The organism is Hydrogenophaga electricum, assembly GCF_030160815.1.
Lineage (GTDB): Bacteria > Pseudomonadota > Gammaproteobacteria > Burkholderiales > Burkholderiaceae_C > Hydrogenophaga > Hydrogenophaga electricum.
In genome coordinates this window covers 165,353-183,302 of the sequence record NZ_BSPB01000004.1, presented here as the reverse complement: position 1 = coordinate 183,302, position 17,950 = coordinate 165,353, and the positions used below count along the sequence as shown (strand labels likewise).

Annotated in this window: 19 protein-coding genes, 2 pseudogenes and 1 other annotated feature; of the genes and pseudogenes, 20 read left to right on the top strand and 1 reads right to left on the bottom strand. The window is 63.1% G+C overall.

The genetic code is table 11. The features are described from left to right. Positions 1–7: 7 nt before the first annotated feature. Positions 8–256: pseudogene (locus tag QQK43_RS04515) on the top strand (transposase domain-containing protein); the annotation flags it as partial. A 22-nt stretch (positions 257–278) separates the two neighbouring features. Here QQK43_RS04515 and cadR read toward each other — a convergent pair. After that, on the bottom strand, positions 279–698 hold the full coding sequence (gene cadR / locus QQK43_RS04510; RefSeq protein ID WP_010791743.1) for a Cd(II)/Pb(II)-responsive transcriptional regulator: 420 nt from the start codon (positions 696–698) through the stop codon (positions 279–281). Positions 699–753: 55 nt separating this feature from the next. Here cadR and QQK43_RS04505 point away from each other — a divergent pair, with 55 nt between their 5' ends. The 19 genes and pseudogenes from QQK43_RS04505 to virB10 all read left to right on the top strand — a co-directional run bounded on the left by QQK43_RS04505 (position 754) and on the right by virB10 (position 17,948). Continuing rightward, positions 754–1,854: a cation efflux transmembrane domain-containing protein gene (locus QQK43_RS04505; RefSeq protein ID WP_077446928.1), complete on the top strand. Its 1,101-nt coding sequence runs from the start codon at positions 754–756 to the stop codon at positions 1,852–1,854. 86 nt (positions 1,855–1,940) lie between these two features. Beyond that, positions 1,941–2,255, top strand: coding sequence for a hypothetical protein (locus QQK43_RS04500; RefSeq protein WP_284306840.1), 315 nt, complete (start codon positions 1,941–1,943; stop codon positions 2,253–2,255). Positions 2,256–2,383: 128 nt separating this feature from the next. After that, a complete protein-coding gene (locus tag QQK43_RS04495; RefSeq protein ID WP_252652035.1) occupies positions 2,384–3,532 on the top strand; it encodes a TolC family protein in 1,149 nt (382 codons plus the stop codon). After that, positions 3,438–3,710 carry a signal peptidase II gene (gene lspA, locus QQK43_RS04490; protein WP_252652034.1) on the top strand — a complete coding sequence of 91 codons (273 nt, stop codon included), beginning with the start codon at positions 3,438–3,440 and terminating at the stop codon, positions 3,708–3,710. Before QQK43_RS04495 ends, lspA begins: the two co-directional genes overlap by 95 nt. 22 nt (positions 3,711–3,732) lie before the next feature. After that, positions 3,733–4,041, top strand: coding sequence for a hypothetical protein (locus QQK43_RS04485; RefSeq protein ID WP_252652033.1), 309 nt, complete (start codon positions 3,733–3,735; stop codon positions 4,039–4,041). A 413-nt stretch (positions 4,042–4,454) separates the two neighbouring features. Beyond that, positions 4,455–5,555: a DNA-binding protein gene (locus QQK43_RS04480; RefSeq protein WP_284306839.1), complete on the top strand. Its 1,101-nt coding sequence runs from the start codon at positions 4,455–4,457 to the stop codon at positions 5,553–5,555. A 39-nt stretch (positions 5,556–5,594) separates the two neighbouring features. After that, positions 5,595–6,559: pseudogene (locus tag QQK43_RS04475) on the top strand (IS3 family transposase); the annotation flags it as partial. Further along, positions 5,612–5,728: a sequence feature (AL1L pseudoknot), on the top strand. (Overlaps the previous pseudogene by 117 nt.) 60 nt (positions 6,560–6,619) lie before the next feature. Beyond that, positions 6,620–8,239, top strand: a complete 1,620-nt coding sequence (locus tag QQK43_RS04470) for a histidine phosphatase family protein (protein WP_284306838.1) — start codon at positions 6,620–6,622, stop codon at positions 8,237–8,239. A gap of 312 nt (positions 8,240–8,551) precedes the next feature. Further along, positions 8,552–9,049 carry a hypothetical protein gene (locus QQK43_RS04465; protein WP_284306837.1) on the top strand — a complete coding sequence of 166 codons (498 nt, stop codon included), beginning with the start codon at positions 8,552–8,554 and terminating at the stop codon, positions 9,047–9,049. Between the two features lie 10 nt (positions 9,050–9,059). After that, a complete protein-coding gene (locus tag QQK43_RS04460; protein WP_079364879.1) occupies positions 9,060–9,569 on the top strand; it encodes a lytic transglycosylase domain-containing protein in 510 nt (169 codons plus the stop codon). After that, positions 9,566–9,850, top strand: a complete 285-nt coding sequence (locus QQK43_RS04455; RefSeq protein WP_079364880.1) for a TrbC/VirB2 family protein — start codon at positions 9,566–9,568, stop codon at positions 9,848–9,850. Before QQK43_RS04460 ends, QQK43_RS04455 begins: the two co-directional genes overlap by 4 nt. Positions 9,851–9,868: 18 nt before the next feature. Beyond that, on the top strand, positions 9,869–10,201 hold the full coding sequence (locus QQK43_RS04450) for a VirB3 family type IV secretion system protein (RefSeq protein ID WP_079364881.1): 333 nt from the start codon (positions 9,869–9,871) through the stop codon (positions 10,199–10,201). Positions 10,202–10,295: 94 nt separating this feature from the next. After that, positions 10,296–12,695 (top strand): VirB4 family type IV secretion/conjugal transfer ATPase, encoded by a 2,400-nt coding sequence (locus QQK43_RS04445; RefSeq protein ID WP_143434175.1) that lies wholly within the window; start codon positions 10,296–10,298, stop codon positions 12,693–12,695. Next, positions 12,692–13,120, top strand: coding sequence for a hypothetical protein (locus QQK43_RS04440; protein WP_079364883.1), 429 nt, complete (start codon positions 12,692–12,694; stop codon positions 13,118–13,120). The genes QQK43_RS04445 and QQK43_RS04440 overlap by 4 nt, the downstream gene beginning before the upstream one ends. Before the next feature lie 12 nt (positions 13,121–13,132). Next, positions 13,133–14,200, top strand: a complete 1,068-nt coding sequence (locus tag QQK43_RS04435; protein WP_079364884.1) for a TrbL/VirB6 family protein — start codon at positions 13,133–13,135, stop codon at positions 14,198–14,200. A gap of 25 nt (positions 14,201–14,225) precedes the next feature. Beyond that, on the top strand, positions 14,226–14,921 hold the full coding sequence (locus tag QQK43_RS04430; RefSeq protein WP_284306833.1) for a TrbJ/VirB5 family protein: 696 nt from the start codon (positions 14,226–14,228) through the stop codon (positions 14,919–14,921). Between the two features lie 23 nt (positions 14,922–14,944). Further along, the gene (locus QQK43_RS04425; protein WP_284306832.1) at positions 14,945–15,715 is read left to right on the top strand and encodes a VirB8 family type IV secretion system protein; all 771 of its coding nucleotides are present in this window, start codon (positions 14,945–14,947) and stop codon (positions 15,713–15,715) included. After that, complete coding sequence (locus QQK43_RS04420; RefSeq protein WP_284306831.1) at positions 15,712–16,632, top strand: TrbG/VirB9 family P-type conjugative transfer protein; 921 nt, start codon at positions 15,712–15,714, stop codon at positions 16,630–16,632. The genes QQK43_RS04425 and QQK43_RS04420 overlap by 4 nt, the downstream gene beginning before the upstream one ends. After that, positions 16,629–17,948 (top strand): type IV secretion system protein VirB10, encoded by a 1,320-nt coding sequence (gene virB10, locus QQK43_RS04415; RefSeq protein ID WP_284306830.1) that lies wholly within the window; start codon positions 16,629–16,631, stop codon positions 17,946–17,948. Before QQK43_RS04420 ends, virB10 begins: the two co-directional genes overlap by 4 nt. Positions 17,949–17,950: the final 2 nt, after the last annotated feature.

Sequence of the window (17,950 nt, the reverse complement as noted above, 5' to 3'; positions counted from 1 at the left end):
TCAAAGGGTCCCCGTGGACAACAACTGGATCGAGAACCAGATTCGGCCGATTGCCATTGGCCGCAACAACTGGCTCTTTGCGGGCAGCCTACGAGCTGGTCAGAGGGCAGCAGCCGTCATGACGCTCATCCAGTCAGCACGACTCAATGGGCATGATCCCTATGCGTATCTCAAGGACGTTTTGGCTCGCTTGCCGACGCAACGGGTTAGCCTGGTTCACGAGTTGCTACCGCATCGTTGGTTCGCACCGAGCTGAATGTCGTTATTTGAGGCTCCGCTCAGCGAACGGTTGGCCAGCTTGCCCCAGTGGCGCTGCGCAGCGATTCAAGTGCACCGCAATCGCCAACGCATACCCCTCCCGCACAGGTACTGCGGATGGCACGCAGTTGCTTGCGCAGCGCCTGCAACTCGGCGATTCGCTGCTCTACCAAGCGCATTTGATCGTCTAGCAAGGCATTGACCTCGTCGCAGGACATGGCGGGGTCGTCCTGCAACTGCAGCAGAGCCCGGATATCGTCGTGCGACATGTCCAGCGAGCGGCACCGAACGATGAAGGCCAACCTGTCGACATGCTGTTGGCCATATTGCCGATAGTTGTTGGCGGCCCGCAGGGGCGCCTGCAGAAGGCCCTCTGCTTCATAAAAGCGCACCGCGGGAACGGAGCACCCTGCCAATGACGATAGTTCACCGATTTTCATATTTGCCTACCTACCGCTTGACTCTACAGCTACTTGAGGGTTTCTAATACGGGACATGAGTACATGTCAAAGCAGTAGCTGCTCGAGCAGTTGCAATTCGCAGACGGTCGACGAGGCCCCAAGCGCCATTGCTTCCGTGGAGAGCACATTTTCAGTTCCGGGAATGGACTGCCCCTCCGAGGAGAACCTCATTCGCATGGCGCTGGGTGGTCTGACCGGGGTTGGGCCGATGACCTTCGATCTGGCCCATCGGCAGCTCCGGGTGGTGCACTCGGGCGAGCCCGCCAGGATCGCCCAGAAGCTGACGCCCCTGAACTTGGGTGCGGTTCTGCTGACAAGCGAGAGGCGCACCGAAGGCGGGCAGTGGAAGACGCGTTTCTCCGTGCCGAAGATGGATTGCCCGTCGGAGGAGAATCTCATTCGGATGGCGCTGGCCGATGCGTCGGCTGTTGCGGCACTGGACTTCGATCTGAAGGACCGTGTACTCACCGTGCAGCATGGGGGAAGTACGCAAGAGCTGCTGGGCCGTCTCATCCCTCTCAACCTCGGCGCGCAAGTGTTGGACAGCGTGCAAAGCGACGAGTCTACGGCCCCAGACGCAGAGGGGAATGCCTCTGAGGCTCGGACCTTAAAGCTGCTGCTCGCTATCAACGGTGCGATGTTTGTCTTTGAGTTGATCGTTGGCCTGATCGCCCAGTCCACAGGTCTCATAGCGGACTCGCTTGACATGTTCGCCGATGCGGCGGTCTACGGACTGGCGCTCTATGCGGTGGGCCGCGCCGCCGCCTTGAAGATGAAGGCAGCGCACATCGCTGGTTGGTTGCAAGTCGTGCTTGCGCTTGGCGCGCTTTTGGAGGTCGTTCGGCGGGCAGTTGTGGGAAGTGAGCCGGCGTCCATGCTCATGATGAGTATCGGGCTGGTCGCATTGATCGCCAACGTCACCTGCCTGGTGCTGATCGCCAAGAAGCGGGATCGGGGCGCCCACATGACGGCAAGCTACATTTTTTCTGCGAATGATGTGATCGCAAACGCGGGGGTGATAGTCGCTGGTGTTTTGGTCGCTTGGACGGGCTCCTCGTACCCTGACCTCGTGATTGGCGCAGTCATTGCGCTGATAGTGCTCAGCGGTGCCCGGCGCATCCTGAACCTCCGATAGCCAATCTAGCGGCATCCCACACCGATGCCTAGCCAAGGTGGGATGGCCGGCCGCTTACCCGAAACCGTCGCCACCGCCTGATCACAGTGCTTGTCGCACTGGTCAGCCTGCTGTTCATGCAGCTGGCGGTGGCTGGTTACGTCTGTCCGGGTTCTGAATCAAAGATCGCTGAAGCGGCCGCGATGGCCGAAGTCGGCATGCCTTGTGCGGAGTCCATGCCGTTGACCATGGACGACGAGCAGCCGAACCTGTGTCATGCACACTGCCAAGCTGGGCAACAGTCCGCCGACAAGTATGAGTTGCCGTCGCCTGTGGCCATCGGCACTTTGCCTGCCAATTTCAGTTTGCAGGTCGCCATCCCGGTGTTTTCTGAAGCGCGCCGCTGCAGGCGCCACATTTGAAGCGCACCACCGCGCCCCCTGTAGCCATCCGGAACTGCTGCTTCCGACTCTGACCTCCCAGACCACCTGGCTCCTGTCGAAGCACTGCCTGTGCATCGACAGGTCGTTGCCCGTGCTCAGGAGGTTCGATGTTGATTTCCTTTCCGATTCATCGGACTGCCGCCGCAGCCTTGATGGTGGCCATGGCGTCTGCGGCGTGGGCCGTTGACCCTTTGACCTTGATCGAGGCGCAGCGCATTGCCGTCGACCGGTCCCCGCAATTGGTTGCCCAAGGTGCGCTGACCGCCGCTGCCCGAGAACAGGCTGTGGCGGCCGGCCAGCTCCCCGACCCGGTGCTCAAATTCGGCATCGACAACCTGCCGGCCAATGGGTCAGACCGCGGCAGCCTGACGCGCGACTTCATGACCATGCGCCGCATTGGCGTCATGCAGGAGATCACCCGCTCCGAAAAACGCCAGTTGCGCTCGGAGCGCTTTGAACGCGACGCGCAACGGGTGCAGGCGCAGCGCCAGCTGACGCTGGCCAAGCTGCAACGCGACACCGCACTGGCCTGGTTGGACCGCTATTACAACCAGGCCATGCGCGAGCTGGTTCAGCAACAGGTCGAAGAATCCCGGCTGCAGGTGCAGGCAGCCGACAGCGCCTTTCGTGCCGCTCGGGGCAGCCAGGCGGATGTGTTCGCTGCCCGCAGCGCCGTGATTCTGCTGGAGGACCGGCTCAGCCAGATCGACCGCCAGTCGCGCAACGCCGGCTTGATGCTGGCCCGCTGGGTGGGCGCTCCCGATGCGGAGCGACCGCTTTCCGGCGCACCACCCTGGCAAACCACCCCGCTCCAGAGCGCGGTTTCAAGCGAGCACCTCAAGCAACACCCTGATCTGCTGGCCGTGAGCGCAGAAGTCGATACCGCGGAAACCGATGCCCGGCTGGCGCAGGCCAACAAACGAGCCGACTGGAGCGTCGAGGCCAGCTACGCCCAGCGCGGCCCGGCTTACTCCAACATGGTCTCGATCGGCGTATCGATCCCCCTTCAATGGGATCTGAAGAACCGCCAGGACCGCGAACTGGCCGCCAAGCTGGCCATGGTCGATGAAGCCAAGGCCCGCTACGAAGACACGCTGCGCAGCCATGAAGCCGAGGTGCGCGGCTGGCTGGCAGCGATGGTTCTTCCTCGCCATCGCCCTCGTGGTGTCCGTATGGCTGGTGTGCCTGCTGTCCCGCCCACTGCGCAGGCTGGAGAGTCTTTCCTACAGCCTCATCCTGGGCGGCGCCCTGGGTAACGCGTTCGACCGCGCCGTCCGCGGGCAGGTCATCGACTACCTCGACTTCCACCTACGCGGCTGGCACTGGCCGGCTTTCAATATCGCCGACATGGCCATCGTGGGCGGGGTGATCGCGCTGGTGCTTCAGTCCTTGGTGAGCGCCGAACAGCCCACTGGGGCGAAAGAGTCCCGGTGAACCGAAGACTTGTAAGGTCGTCATGGGTACCGCACGCGACATCGATCTGAAGACAGGGGGCACGGCAACGTTCCGTAAGAGCGAAACACACAGCGGTCACCAATCTTGGGCCGAAGGACCGCATGTCGCCATGCACGCGGCCGGTGTGACTCTGATGCGAGGCGACTTTGCTTTGGTGGCGGACGCCATCGACACGCCCGCATCGCCGCCTCCGCGCGCACCGGAGCCAGGCATCCGCATTGAGCCGCAGCGACGCGCCAGCGCGCCGCTGACCTGGCCTCTGGTTGCGGCCGATCAGTGCGCCTTGTGGATGCGAGGGCTGCTCAATTGATCCGCATCGATGCCCTGTAGCGGACCACACCGAGCCGCTGAACTTGCGGGCGGTGGAAGATACGGCGCTGGCCCGTGTGGTGGCGATCTCGGTGCGGCGCGCCCCACCTGCCTACCTGTTCGCCCATCGACGCACCAACCGCATTCAGGTGCTGGTGCATGGTGGCACCGAGGCGCATCGGCCACGAAGCGTTTTTGGACGATACGGGCCCATGTTACGTGTGCCGGATTTGAGCCGTATCAGAGAATGCCAGCTGCAAACTTGCGCAGGCCCGTTTGGACGGTCAACCCGCCATCACACTTGATAATCTGCCATTACCCAATGTTAGTTTCACAAAAAACTCAACCTCTTGGCCTTATTAATAGTATGTAATATCATGGTACATACTACGGTACGAAATAATGAGGTGAACCATGGCCCGAGCCGGAATCTACAAGTCGGAAGTGCTGCGCGCACGCGATAAATTGCGCGCCACGGGGCGCAACCCGTCCATCGATGCGGTGCGCGAAGAGCTGGGTACCGGCTCCAAGAGCACGATTCACCGGTACCTGAAGGAGATCGAGGAAGAGGAAGGTGGGGCCACCGGCACCCGCGTGGCGGTCAGCGAAGCGATCCAGGATCTGGTGGGCCGCCTGGCCGCGCGCGTCAACGAGGAAGCCGAGGAGCGGGTCACTGCGGCGCAGGCCCGGCACGCCGAGCAACTCACACAGCACCAGCAAGCGGCCGCGGCCCTGAAAACCGAGGCGCAATCCACCCGCCAGCAACTGGAGCACACCCAGCGCACCTTGGCCGAGGAAAAGACCGCTCATGGCAAAACCAGCGAAGCGCTGAGCCGCAAGACCCTGGAGTGCACGCAGTTCGCCCAGCAGGTGCTCGACCTGCAGGAGCGCATTGCGGCCGAAGAGCGCCATCGCCAATCCCTGGAAGAAAAACACCAGCACGCGCGCCAAGCGCTGGAGCATTTCCGGCAATCCAGCAAGGAGCAGCGCGACCAGGACCAGCGCAAGCATGAGCAGCAGGTGCAGTACCTGCAGGCCGAGGTGCGCACCGTGAACGAGACCCTGGCCACCAAGCAACAGGAGGCCGTCCACGCCCTGAAAGACAACGCGCGCCTGCTGGGCGACTTGTCGCGCGCCCAAGGCGATCTGCACCAGGCCCAGGAAGAAATGCGGGGCCTGCGGCCGCTCAAGGATGAACTTGGGTTTGCACAAAGGCGCACCGAGGAGTTGGGGCGGCGCCTGGTGGAGCAGGATGCGGCCGTCCAGCAGCTCAGCACCACGAACGAGCAGTTGCAGGCCAAGGTCGATGGACTGCTCACTGCGAAGCAGCAGTTGGAACTGGCGCTGGCGACGGCCAGGTCATCCGTCACGGCGCAAGAGCAGGTCGTGGCCAGCATGTTGGAGCGATTCAGTGCGACGGCACCTGCTCTTGGGTTGGCGGTGAATAACCCGGATGAAGTGGCCCAGCGATCAGTCAAGCGAGAGTCAAAAAAGTCAACGGGGACAGGGACTTAAGCTTGTTTCTGCGGTTTTTTACATGAATCCCTGCCGACCCTCTTGAAGCTGGCCAGCGCGTTTTTCGCCCAGGCGGAGCTCGACCGCCGTCTGAAGTCCTGAACAACTTCGTCGATCAGCATCGACAGGCTTACGGGGTCGAGTCGATCTGCAAGGTGTTGCAGATCGCCCCGTCAGGCTATTGGCGTCATGCCGCCCATCAACGCAATCCCCAACTGCGCTGCCGGCGCGCCCAACGTGACGACACCTTGGTGCCGCACATTGAACGCGTCTGGCAGGCCAACATGCGGGTCTATGGCGCCGACAAAGTCTGGAAACAGATGAACCGCGAAGGGTTGTCCATTGCCCGCTGTACGGTCGAACGCTTGATGAAGCGCCTGGGCTTACAGGGCGTGCGCCGTGGCAAGGTGGTGCGCACCACGATCAGCGACATGAAGGCCCCGTGCCCACTGGATCGGGTCAATCGGCAGTTCAAGGCCGAGCGGCCCAACCAGCTCTGGGTGTCGGACTTCACCTACGTTTCAACCTGGCAAGGCTGGCTGTACGTGGCCTTCGTGATCGACGTGTACGCCCGGCGCATCGTGGGGTGGGTCAGCACCTCCGTGCACACGGACTTCGTTCTGGATGCCCTGGAGCAGGCGCTGTATGCCAGGCAACCCGAGCGCGATGGCGCATTGATCCACCAATCCGACAGGGGGGTGCAATACGTTTCCATCCGCTACAGCGAGCGGCTGTCAGAGGCGGGCATTGAGCCCTCGGTGGGCAGCAAGGGCGACAGCTACGACAACGCCCTGGCCGAGACGATCAACGGTCTGTACAAGGCCGAGGTGATTCACCGGCGGTCCTGGCCAACACGTGAATCGGTCGAGCTGGCAACCTTGGAATGGGTGTCCTGGTTCAACCATCACAGGCTGCTCGGACCCATCGGATACATACCGCCTGCAGAGGCTGAGGCAAACTACTACCGGCAATTAGCCAGTCAGATCTCCATGGTGGCGGCCTGACTTAAACCAACCGGCCTCCACGAAAGCCGGGGCGGTTCACACGGAGACAAGGATATGGAGATGAGCATTCAACTGAGCAGGTCCGTTCCGCCAGCCGCCTTGACGCTGGCACTGCTGATGCTTGGACTGACCGCGTACGGTGGAGGCGGTGACACTCCCGCACGTGCACCAGCCCCCGCGCCGGCCAACTTCTATTACCAGACCAAGACCCCGTACGCGCCACAGCAGGACGCTGCCACGTATGAGGCTCCGCCGGCCGGCTATAGCACCGTTTATACCGAGCTGATGGCCAGGCATGGCTCGCGTGGTCTGTCCAGTCTGAAGGAAGACCTTGCGGTCTACAACATGTGGTTGAAGGCAGCTTCTGAAGGAGCGCTGACGGACCTTGGCCTGAAGCTTGGTCCCGATGTTCTGAAGCTGATGAAGGCCAACTTCCTACTTGGCTACGGCGTTTCGGGAATTACCACGCCGGGCTATGGAAACGAGACCCAAGTCGGGATCGATGAGCACACTGCGTTGGCAAAGCGCCTTCTGGCTCGGAACAAGTCGCTCTTCGACCAAGTCGTCGCTGACGCTGCCACGAGTCCTCGCAAGATCGAAGTCGTCACGTCGGGCGTGGATCGGGCCGTCGACAGCGGCGCGTTCTTCGTCAAATCCCTGGTCGCGAGCCAGCCAAAACTGAATGACTTGCTGGTCTATCCGGCAGCACCCGGCCCCTACCCGGTTGCGGCGCCGGTCATGCAACCCGCCGGCACCGACCGCTTCCTCCTCTACTTCCACAAGCTCGTTGCGGCCACCGATTTGGTGAGCAACGCGGCAGATCCCCTGTACCAGACCTACCAAGATAGCCAAGCCTTCCAGAAGTGGTTGAAGGACGCCGACCTGGCGGCCAAACAAGCAGCGATCTTGGCTGACCCCGCAGCCAAGACAGCGGGGCGTGCGGTGTTGGAGCGTCTCTTCACCAAGGCGTTCGTCGACAAGATCGAGTCAGGTGCGTACAGCTTTGCCAATACCGGCACCTTCACGTTCACGAGCGCAGACGGCAAGTTCACCAACACTTTGACCGGTGACGGTGCTACTCCGATCACGAGCGCTGCAGAGGCTGCATCACGCATCTACGAGCTCTACGTGATCTCTCCGGCGATGAAGGCAGAGGCAGGCACGGACTTCACGCCCTACATGCCGCTGGAGCATGCCAAGTACTTCGCCTTCACACAGGACGCCTCCGACTTCTACAAGATGGGCCCTGGCATCACGGAGAAGGGGAGCGTCACGTGGAAGATGGCCCAACACCTGGAAGACGACTTCTTCAATCAGGTTGACGCGATCGCGAAAGGGCAGTTGGGGCGCGTGGCCAAGCTGCGCTTCGCCCACGCCGAGATCGTGATTCCCTTCGCATCGAAGCTCGGCATGAAAAACGTGCTGGCGCAGGTGCCACTGGCGAGCCTCTACAGCTACGAAAACAACCCCTGGCGCGGCGACTACGTGTCTCCTATGGCAGCAAACATCCAATGGGATGTGGTGCGAAACGCCAGCGGTGCGCTTCTCGTGAAGATGCTCTTCAACGAGAAGGAGACCGACTTCAAGGCCGATTGCGACGGAGCCCGCTACGCCGCCGGTAGTCACTACTACGACTACACGAAGTTGAAGGCCTGCTACGGCCACACGCCGGCGCCCTGATCGCCCCACAAGGAGACCACCAATGACACAGCTTTGGGGCTTTTTTGCGGCTGTGCGACCCTCAGCTGCGCGTCCGGTCAGACGCCTACGCTTGGACACCTGGCTTCGCAAGCTGAAACGTACCTCTACGCTGGAAAACAGCCCAAATCCAGCAGCAGAACCCGGCTCTCCCAGACCTACATTGACCTCACAGCACCCAGCGAGATGAAGTGACCTTCACCTCCGGCGGATGCGGAAACTGTGAGGTGTCAGATGGTCTTCATCCCTTCAAGGAACCGGCAAGCGCCCTCACTTCGGAGCGCGGCCCTGTTGGTGGACAAGGTCAAGAAGCTGTGCTCGGCGGGGGCAGCCACAGCTCTGCTATCCCTGGGCCTGTTCGCCCCCAGCGCCGCGCATGCCGTGGACGGCTGTCTGGTGTTGCTGTGCTTCGCAGCACCCAGCTGGAAATCAATTCCTCAGTGCGTTCCACCGATCCGGCAAGTCCTGCGCGACCTGGCGCATGGGGAGCCCTTCCCCACCTGCGGCATGTCGGGTGCGGGCAACTCGGCGAATCATGCGTGGGCACGGGCACCCGGTCGGTGCCCGCCGCAGTACACCCGCGTTTACGAGCGGGATCACACCACGCTCTACCGCTGTGATTACACGGGTGTCATCTCCGTCTCGATTGACGACAAGCCGTTCACGAAGACCTGGTGGAACTTCTCCGGCGACACGGTGACCGACTTCAGTCCTGCAGCCAAGTCCCAGCTCGGCACCTGGGACACGCGGTACGACGACGAAGAGGCGGCTTGGCGCCATTCGCATCCCTGAGGAGTTCGACATGGACGCTTCCACTTTCATGACACTGGCGCTGGCCTGTGCACCCCATGTGCACCCGCAGACGGCACATGCCTTGGTGTCGGTCGAGAGTGCATTCAACCCTTGGGCCATCGGCGTCGTGGGTGGTGCACTCGTTCGTCAGCCGCAGAACCATGCACAAGCCCTCGCCACAGCGCGGGCGCTGCAGGCCCACGGACACAACTTCAGCGTCGGATTGGGGCAGATCAACCTCGGCAACTTCGCCCGACTGGGCCTGACCACCGCCACCGCCTTTGACCCCTGCCTGAACCTGACCGCCATGCAGGAGGTTCTCGCCGAGTGTTTTGACCGGGCCAGGGGTGGCAAAGACCCGACCCGGTCAGATCAGTCAGCACTGCGCATGGCGCTCTCTTGCTATTACAGCGGCAACTTCTCGTCGGGCTTTCGCCACGGCTACGTCCAGAGGGTGATGGCTGCAGCCCGCACGGTTTCCCGTCACCAACCCAACCATGTCCCAAAGGAGTCGTCATGAACCAACAGAAGCTTTCGCCCGCCCAGGTCCGCGCGCTCGGCCTGTTTATGTTGTTGCCTCCCCAGCTGTGGGCGCAAGGCTTTGACAAGGTCAACACGACGGTCACCAACGTCAACGCGATCCTGGTGACGATCTCCGTGGCCGTGGTGACGATCGCGATCATCTGGGCCGGCTTCAAGATGATCTTTCAGGGCGCCCGGCTGGCCGACGTGGCCAACATCCTGATCGGCGGCACCCTAGTCGGCGGCGCGGCGGCCTTCGCCAGCTACATCGTCAGCTGACCTCAGCTGGTACCCGCCATGCAGGCCGAAACCATCTACAAGGGCGCAACCCGCCCGGCCATGAAGCTGGGCATTCCGCTGGTGCCACTCGTGGTGCTCTTCGGCAGCGGGATGCTGCTGATTATGTGGGGCGGCATTCTGGTCAGCTGGTGGATTGCGCTGGGCGTGGTGATGTCCTTTGTGCCCACCCTCTTCTGGATGCGCTGGGTGACGTCCCGCGACGACCAGCGGTTTCGTCAGATCTTCATCGCACTCAAGCTGCGCCTGCACGACCGCAACGGGCGGTTCTGGCGCGCTCGCAGCTACTCACCCACCCTCTTCCGGGGAGCCTCCGATGTCTGGCATCTTTGATCGACTCGGCAAGGGGTCACGCCGCGCGAAGCGCCGCCCCAAAGCGGTAGGCCCTCAGCCGCGCCACTGGTCGCAGGCGCTCGCAGAAAACCCGTTGACGCGGTTCGTGCCCTTCTCGTCGCTGCTCAGCGACCACGACGTGATCACCCGCGGTGGTGACTTTCTGAGGGTGTGGCGGCTCGACGGTGTGGCCTTCGAATGTGCCGATGACTACCTGGTCACAGAACGGCACGAAGCGCTCTGCAGTCTGCTGCGCAACCTCTCTGGCGGCCAGTGGGCCATCTGGACTCACCGTCTACACCGCAAGATTCAGGACGCGCTGACCGACCCGACGGAAGACGGCTTTGCCAAAGACCTGTCACAGGCCTATCAGGCGCACCTGAACCAGCGGGCGATGATGAGCAATGAGCTGTACCTGACGCTGCTCTACCGGCCCAACACCTCTCGCATCAGCCGGGCACTGCAGTCGCCTCAGCGGTCCAAGGCCGCCATCGAAGAGGCACACGCGGAAGCCTTGCGTGTGATGGAAGAGCGAACGGCATTTGTGCACCGGGTGCTGCGTGGCTTCGGCCCACAGTTGCTGGGTGTCCGTGAGCAACGAGGTCGCCTCTATTCGGAAGTGGCCGAGTTTCTGGGCTACCTGGTCAACGGGTACTGGAAGCCCGTGCCTTTCACGGCTGGTCCACTCCATCGCACCCTGCCCTCGACCCGCCTTTCGTTTGGTGGCGACAAGCTGGAGCTGAGAAATGGCGATCAGCGGCGCTGCGCGGCCCTGGTGGACATCAAGGAATACGCCGACGCAGTGGAGCCGGGCATCCTCAACGCTTTGCTGTACGAAGACAGCGAGTTCATCGAGACCCAGAGCTTTTCCATCCTGCCGCGCCGCGAGGCCACTCGCGCCCTGGAGCTGCAGCGCGACCAGCTGATCGCCAGCGACGATGTCGTGTCCAGCCAGATCGCGGACATGGACGAAGCGCTGAACGAACTGGGTGATGGTCAGTTCTGCATGGGCGAGTACCACTACAGCCTGGTGGTGTTCGGTAACCCCGGTGAAGACAGTCTGGCCGATGCCGGCAGGCGCGCGGCACAGGCCATCGGCGCCGTGGGCGAGTCATCGAGCCTGCAGATGTCGCCAGTGGACCTGGTGGCCGACGCGGCCTGGTTTGCCCAGATGCCGGGCAACTGGCAGTGGCGCCCGCGCGATGCCAAGTTGTCCTCGCGCGCTTTCGCCGCCCTGGCCAGCGGACACAATTTCGCCCGTGGCAAACGCGACGGTAACCCCTGGGGCGAAGCCTTGGCGCTGCTGAGAACGCCATCGGGCCAGCCGTTCTATCTGAACTTCCACAGCAGTCCCGACGGCGAAGATTCCGCCGACAAGAAGCTGCCCGGCAATACGATCATCATCGGGTCAACCGGCGTCGGCAAAACCACGCTGGAGATGTTCCTGCTGACGCTGACGCGCAAGTGGAACCCGGCGCCCCGCCTGGTGTTGTTCGATCTGGACCGGGGCTGCGAGATCGCCATCCGGGCCATGAATGGTCGCTACTTCACACTCGAAGCCGGCAAGCCCACGCATCTGAACCCGCTGCAGCGCGACCCCACGCCGGCCCGCATCCAGTTCTGGGAACAGCTGGTGCGCACCTGCATCGCGACACCCGCCCTGCCCCTGCTGCCGGCCGACGAGCGCGCCATCGCCGATGCCGTGAAAACGGTGGCGATGATGCCGACCGCCTTGCGCCGCTTCTCGACCATCCGCCAGAACCTGCCGAAGTCCGGCGAGAACAGCTTGTATGAACGTCTGGGCCGCTGGTGCGAGGGTGGCGCACTGGGCTGGGTGTTCGACCAGGCGAACGACCAGCTGATGGACCTGCAGTCAGCCTCGGTCATCGCTTTTGACACCACCGAGTTCCTGGACCTGCCCGAGGTCCGGACGCCGGTGATGCTGTACCTGCTCCAGGTGATGGAAGAACTGGTCAATGGCGAGCGGCTGATCTACGTGATCTCGGAGTTCTGGAAAGCACTGGACCACGACATCTTCAGCGACTTCGCCAAACAGAAGCAGAAGACCATCCGCAAGCAGAACGGTCTGGGCATCTTCGACACCCAGAGCCCGTCCGACGTGCTGCGCCATCCCATTGGCCGCACGATGGTCGAACAGAGCGTGACCAAGATTTTCCTGGCCAACCCGGAAGCGGTGCGCGAGGAATACGTCGAAGGTTTCGGGCTCAGCGAGGCCGAGTTCGGCATCGTGCGCAGCCTGGGCGCGCAAGGCGGCAGACGCTTTCTGGTCAAACAGGGGCACAGCAGCGCCATCTGCGAGCTGGACCTCAGCGGCTTGCAGGACTTCGTGACCGTTCTGTCGGCCACCACCGACAACGTTGCCCTGCTCGACACCGTTCGCGAACAACACGGTAACGATCCGTTGCTGTGGCTTCCGGTGCTGCTGCGCGAGGTTCAGGATCGCAAATCCCGCAACTCCAGGAGAGCGACATGAACCGGTTTCACCTCATGCTTGTCCTGCTGCCCATCGCCATAGGCAGCGCGAACACCAGTGCCCAGACCGTCAAAGGCAACGAGGCGGTTCGCACCTCGACCAGCGGTGAACGCATTGTCGAGCTGGCGCCACTGCCCAGCGCCGGCCCCATCCTCAAGTCCAAACCCTGCATGGCGCACGCGGGCTGTCACGCCGGCCCCTGGCACATGGTGGAGACACGCGACGGGCTGATGGAATGCACCGAGGTCTATGCGCGCGAAGGTACCTGCCGCGCCTCCAGCTACGGTACCACCAAGCTATCGCGCATCTGGGTGGTGAAGGCTGGAGGCCAGTGGCTGCAGTGCCAGTACCCCGACCTGGGCAGCAAATGCGTCAAGGTCTTTGCGTCGCCACCGACCAACCTGCCCTACCCGGCGGTGCAATAAAGGAGCGATGCCATGTTCGCCTGGGTCGGTTCCAACTTCGACGCGATTCTGAGCACTTACGTGCTCGGCGTGGTGTCGTCGCTCATGTCAGCGATCACGCCGATCGCGCTGTCGGCGATGACGGTGTGGGTGGCGCTCTACGGCTGGGCGGTGCTGCGCAACGAGGTGTCCGAAACCGTGCCCACCTTCGTCTGGAAGGTTTTCAAGATCGGGCTGGTGCTGGCCTTTGCCCTGCAGTCGGGCTTCTACATCAGCAACGTGTCGGACACGGCCAATGGTCTGGCCATGGGCGTGGCCAGCACCTTTCTGCCTTCGGGTGTGGACCCGGCCACCATCAGCTCGCCCTACGCCCTGCTCGACAAGTTCAACGACGACGCCAGCGCCCAGGTGGCCGACATCATGAAAGAGGCCAGCGTGCTCCGGCTTGATCTGCTGCTGGCCGGCGGCATTTTCTCCATCGGCACGGTCTTCTTCCTCTGCATCGCACTCTTCGTTGTCACGCTGGCCAAACTGTTCCTGACCTTCGTGATTGCCATCGGGCCACTGTTCATCCTGTGCCTGGCCTGGCGTCCTACTGCGCGCTTCTTCGACAGCTGGTTGTCCATGTTGCTGAACGCGGTGGTGCTCACCTGGTTCGCCTTCTTCGCGCTGGGCCTGAGCGCCTACATGGGCGCCGCGATGTTCAAGGCCATCAACGACGGTGGTGGCTTCCTCGGGAGCACCTTCAACGTGCTGGGCGAGGCCACGCGCTACTGCGTGCTCATGATCCTCATGGCCATCCTCTGCTTCCAGGCGCCCAGCCTTGCCTCGGCCCTGACCGGTGGCGCCGCCATCCAGCAAGGCGTGCAAATGATCCAGAACGCCATGATGGTCTCGGGCCTGCGCTCTGCTTCCTCGGCACGCTCGGCCGCCACCGGCACGGGCCAGGGAGGCGTGATCCGTTCAGGTGCCGGCGCCACCGCTACGGCCGGTGCTGCAGCCGCAGCCACGGGCCGATACGCCGGAAACATGGCCCGAAAGGGCTACGGAGCCGCACGGTCTGCGGCATACCGACTTGCCGCCCTGCGCGGCCGGTCCTGATCGTCCACTCGCCAAGGAGCACACCATGAAGTACCGCCTCAAGGTCGCCGCCGCTGTGTTGATTTCGCTGGGCGCCAGCCACGCGCGAGCCACCGGCATCCCCGTGATCGATGTCGCCAACCTGTTCCAGGCGGTGCAACAGGTGATCAACGACATCACCCAGATCAACAACCAGATCCGCCAGATCCGACAACTGCAAGCCCAGATCGACAGCATCAACGGCATGCGCAACCTGGGCGATGTGTTCAACAACCCGCTGCTCAAGAACTACATCCCGGCCGAGGCCTACACCTACCTCAACGCGATCAACACCTCGGGGTATGACGGGCTCAATGCGACGGCCAAGGTGCTGCGCGATGTCGGGATGATCTACAACTGCCTGGACCGCAGCGGCGATGCGCGGACAGAGTGCCAGGCCACCTTGGCACAGCCTTACCAGCAGAAAGGACTGCTGCAAGACGCCATGAAGTCGGCCGCCATGCGTCTGGAGCAGATCCAGTCGCTGATGACCCAGATCAACGCCACCGAAGACCAGAAGTCGGTGCAGGAGATTCAGGCCCGCATCGGCGCCGAGAACGCCCTGCTGGCACACGAGTCTTCGCAGATCCAAATGCTTCAAGGCATGGCCGACAGCGAGGAGCGCATCGCCCGAAGCCGTGAGCGCGAGCGCCAGTACCAGATGCTGGGCCGGACCGGCAAGGTCTCCGACTTCCTGCCGTAAACACCACACCACCGGAGTCCTCCATGAGTGCCATCCTGATGTCAGGTGAGGCCGCCGCATGGCCGAAACAGCCGAAAACGCCACCTCCAGCGCTGGAAGTCCCGTCACTGCACGCGAACCGGGACTGGGAGATTGACCGCGCCCTGATGCTGGAACGCTCCGAGCGCCGTGCCTGGGCTGCCGCTGCGGCGGGTCTGGCGATAGGCCTGATCGGCATCGCTGCGGTCTTTGTGCAGGGGCCGCTGCGCAAGGTGGTGGAGATCCCCATCGTGGTGGACCGGGTGACCGGTGAAACCACTATCCAGCAGCGCCTGAGCGAAGAAACCATTCCCGCCATGGAGGCGCTGGACAAACACAACCTGGCCATGTTCGTGCGCTCTCGCGAGGCTTACAGCTGGATGTTCCTGCAACGGGACTTTGATCAGGTGGCCCGCATGGCGGTGCCCGCCGTCTTCTCGGAATACAACCGGCAGTTCGAAGGCGATGGGGCGCTGCAGAAGAAGGTGGGCTCCACCGAAGAGTGGCGCATCAACATCGTTGGTGTGCGGCTGCGCGCCTCGGGTCGCAGCGGCAATCAAAGCGACGCCACAGTCACCTACGACAAGGTCGTCCACATGACCGACCGCAACCTGCCGGACGTGACCACCCGACACGTGGCCAGCGTGGTCTACCAGTACCAGCCCAAGGTGCTGGCCAAAGAGGCGGACCGGTTGGAGAACCCCTTTGGTTTCGTGGTCACGGCCTACCGGTCCGATCCCGAGATCAACACCCCGACCACAGGAGTGAAGCCATGAACCTCCTGGTACTTCCCTTGTTGCTGGTGCCATTGACCCTGGCTCCCCTGCAAGTCTCTGCGGCACAGCCCGGCGACAAAGCCGACCCTCGTTTGCGCGAGGTGGTCTACGACGCCAATGCAGTGGTCACGGTGCCAGTCAAACGCGGCATGGTGACGCTGGTGGAGTTCGATCCGGGCGAAGTCATCGCCGAAGTGGCTGTGGGCCAGGGTGGTGATTGCAGCAAGCCCGATGCCGCATGGTGCGTCGCCGCCCAGCCGGGCGGGCGCCACCTGTACGTCAAGGCCAAGAGCGCTGCCGATGCGCCCAACAACCTCGCGGTCATCACCGACCGGCGATCGCACACGCTGCGATTTGTGGTCCTGTCAGACGGCGACCGCCAGCCTCCGGTCTACCGCCTGGCCATCCGCTCACCCAAGCCCGCGACGACTGCGCTCAGCCCAGCAGAGAAGGAACTGGCCGCACTGGCCAACCTGCCCCCGATTCCGCCCCCACCGACCGCCCAGCAGATCGTGGCGGAGCGCCTGGCGGCCAGGCCCACCGTGCTCAACACCCAGTACGCGCTTGCTGAAGGTGCGGCCTCGGCGGACATCGTTCCCACGATGGTCTTTGACGACGGCCGCTTCACCTACCTCCGCTTCCCGGGCAACCGCGAGGTGCCTGCGGTCTTCCATGTCCTCGGTGACGGCAGCGAAACCCTGGTCAACGTCCGCATGGAAGACGACACCTTGGTGGTAGACCGGGTGAGCCGCCGCCTGATGTTGCGTGCCGGATCGGCGGTGGTGGGCATCTGGAACGAAGCCTTCGATCTGGAGGGCTCGCCGGCCAAAGGCTCCACCACGGTGCCCGGTGTGCAGCGGGTTCTGAAGTCCGATGCCTCCGTTTCGTCGCCCTCAACGCTGGGAGCCAAGCCATGACCGAGCACACTCAAGGTTCGTCAGAACCGAGCGAAGCACCATCGCAACCGGAGAGTGGCAACACCATCAGTCCCCTGCCGGGCGAAGCGGGCATCCCCAACGTGGCCCGGCGGCAACCGCTGAACCTGTCCTGGAAGAACATCTCGGTCATCGGCCTGGTGGTGCTCATGGTGACAGCGATGTGCATCCTGTACGGGTATCGCTACTTCGCCGGCAGCGGCGATGCGGAGAAGGACAAGTCCTTGCTGCGGGATCGCCCATCAGCTGCGGGAGCAGGCACCCGGCAACTGGACATGACCCAGCCGGTCAAGCCCCGCGTACCCGCATTGGAGCCTACCCCTGCAGAGGCGGCCGACCCCATCAGCTTGAGGCATTCAGGCACGGCTGCCCCATCCGGACCCAAGACCTGGTCACCGGACGACGCGCCCGTGCTGGTGGTATCGTCCCGCCCGGGTGGCATCCCTGGCAACAGCGCCGACTCAACGCAGACGTCCAACGACCCTGCAGCCTCCACGTCCAGGCAGTTGCAGGACTACCAGCGCCGGCTGCAAGGGCTTCTGGACAACCTGACCCAAGGCAACGCCTTGCCGGCCGGTCTGGGCGCTGCAGCCAATGCGTCCCCACAACCGCCAGACAACGACCCCAACCTTCGATCGGCCGTGGCGGGGCTGTTCGGTGGCGAGCTGCAGGGCTCCGCCACACCACGCGTGAAGGCCTCCACCCTGGGCGACCGCAGTCTCACCTTGCCCAAAGGCATGGCCTTCGCCTGTGCACTCAAAACCCGGGTTATCAGCGCCACCTCGGGCCTGGTGGGCTGCCAAGTGCAGCGCGATGTGTACAGCGACAACGGGCGGGTACTGCTTATCGAGCGCGGCTCACACCTGGACGGCGAATATCGGATCGCTTCGCTGCGCCCCGGTACCGTCCGCATTCCCGTCCTGTGGACACGCATTCGGACGCCGAACGGCGTCACGGTGGACATCGAATCGCCCGGCACGGGTCAGCTCGGTGAGTCCGGCATGGACGGCCACGTGGACAACCGCTGGGGTGACCGCATCGGCGCGGCCATGCTGCTCTCCTTGATCGACGACTCGGTCAAGCTGGTGATTCAGAACCAGATGCAGGACCGCGAGGCGGACACCATCGTCCTGCCGTCCACCACAGAAAACACCAGCAAGCTGGCCGAAAAGGTGCTCGACAGCACTATCAACATCCCGCCCCTGATCTACCAGAACCAGGGCGGCATCGTCGGCATCTACGTCGCGCGCGACGTGGACTTCTCGTCGGTCTACGCACTGCAGCCGGTGGCACGATGAAC

Bases quoted from the DNA above. Each gene is read 5' to 3' on its own strand.
- QQK43_RS04425 (WP_284306832.1), top strand. From the start codon at position 14,945: ATGAGTGCCATCCTGATGTCAGGTGAGGCCGCCGCATGGCCGAAACAG.
- QQK43_RS04505 (WP_077446928.1), top strand. From the start codon at position 754: ATGAGTACATGTCAAAGCAGTAGCTGCTCGAGCAGTTGCAATTCGCAG.
- QQK43_RS04485 (WP_252652033.1), top strand. From the start codon at position 3,733: ATGGGTACCGCACGCGACATCGATCTGAAGACAGGGGGCACGGCAACG.
- QQK43_RS04480 (WP_284306839.1), top strand. From the start codon at position 4,455: ATGGCCCGAGCCGGAATCTACAAGTCGGAAGTGCTGCGCGCACGCGAT.
- cadR (WP_010791743.1), bottom strand. From the start codon at position 698: ATGAAAATCGGTGAACTATCGTCATTGGCAGGGTGCTCCGTTCCCGCG.
- QQK43_RS04430 (WP_284306833.1), top strand. From the start codon at position 14,226: ATGAAGTACCGCCTCAAGGTCGCCGCCGCTGTGTTGATTTCGCTGGGC.
- QQK43_RS04470 (WP_284306838.1), top strand. From the start codon at position 6,620: ATGAGCATTCAACTGAGCAGGTCCGTTCCGCCAGCCGCCTTGACGCTG.
- QQK43_RS04495 (WP_252652035.1), top strand. From the start codon at position 2,384: ATGTTGATTTCCTTTCCGATTCATCGGACTGCCGCCGCAGCCTTGATG.
- QQK43_RS04455 (WP_079364880.1), top strand. From the start codon at position 9,566: ATGAACCAACAGAAGCTTTCGCCCGCCCAGGTCCGCGCGCTCGGCCTG.
- virB10 (WP_284306830.1), top strand. From the start codon at position 16,629: ATGACCGAGCACACTCAAGGTTCGTCAGAACCGAGCGAAGCACCATCG.
- QQK43_RS04420 (WP_284306831.1), top strand. From the start codon at position 15,712: ATGAACCTCCTGGTACTTCCCTTGTTGCTGGTGCCATTGACCCTGGCT.
- QQK43_RS04435 (WP_079364884.1), top strand. From the start codon at position 13,133: ATGTTCGCCTGGGTCGGTTCCAACTTCGACGCGATTCTGAGCACTTAC.
- QQK43_RS04460 (WP_079364879.1), top strand. From the start codon at position 9,060: ATGGACGCTTCCACTTTCATGACACTGGCGCTGGCCTGTGCACCCCAT.
- QQK43_RS04440 (WP_079364883.1), top strand. From the start codon at position 12,692: ATGAACCGGTTTCACCTCATGCTTGTCCTGCTGCCCATCGCCATAGGC.
- QQK43_RS04450 (WP_079364881.1), top strand. From the start codon at position 9,869: ATGCAGGCCGAAACCATCTACAAGGGCGCAACCCGCCCGGCCATGAAG.